This is a genomic window from Bacillus sp. SIMBA_005 (assembly GCF_046535585.1).
Classification (GTDB): Bacteria; Bacillota; Bacilli; order Bacillales; family Bacillaceae; genus Bacillus; species Bacillus pumilus.
In genome coordinates this window covers 1-228 of the sequence record NZ_JAWRWI010001348.1, presented here as the reverse complement: position 1 = coordinate 228, position 228 = coordinate 1, and the positions used below count along the sequence as shown (strand labels likewise).

General features: G+C 74.1%; 1 protein-coding gene. It reads left to right on the top strand.

The window, feature by feature from the left end:
* Positions 1-228: alanine racemase (locus SB660_RS24455; protein WP_410585264.1), on the top strand; the 228-nt coding region annotated here is incomplete at both ends.

Sequence of the window (228 nt, the reverse complement as noted above, 5' to 3'; positions counted from 1 at the left end):
GCCTCGGCGTCGCCGATGTCTCCGAGGCGCTCGAGCTGCGCGCCGCCCGCATCGACCATCTCGTCGTCGCCTGGCTGCACGGCCCCGACAGCGACTTCGCTCCCGCGGTCGCGGCGAACGTCGAGCTCGGCCTGTCGACGATCGAGCAGCTGCGTCGCGCCGCCGCGGCCGGCGGAACCCCCGTCGTGCACCTGAAGTTCGAGACGGGCCTGGGCCGCGGCGTATCAC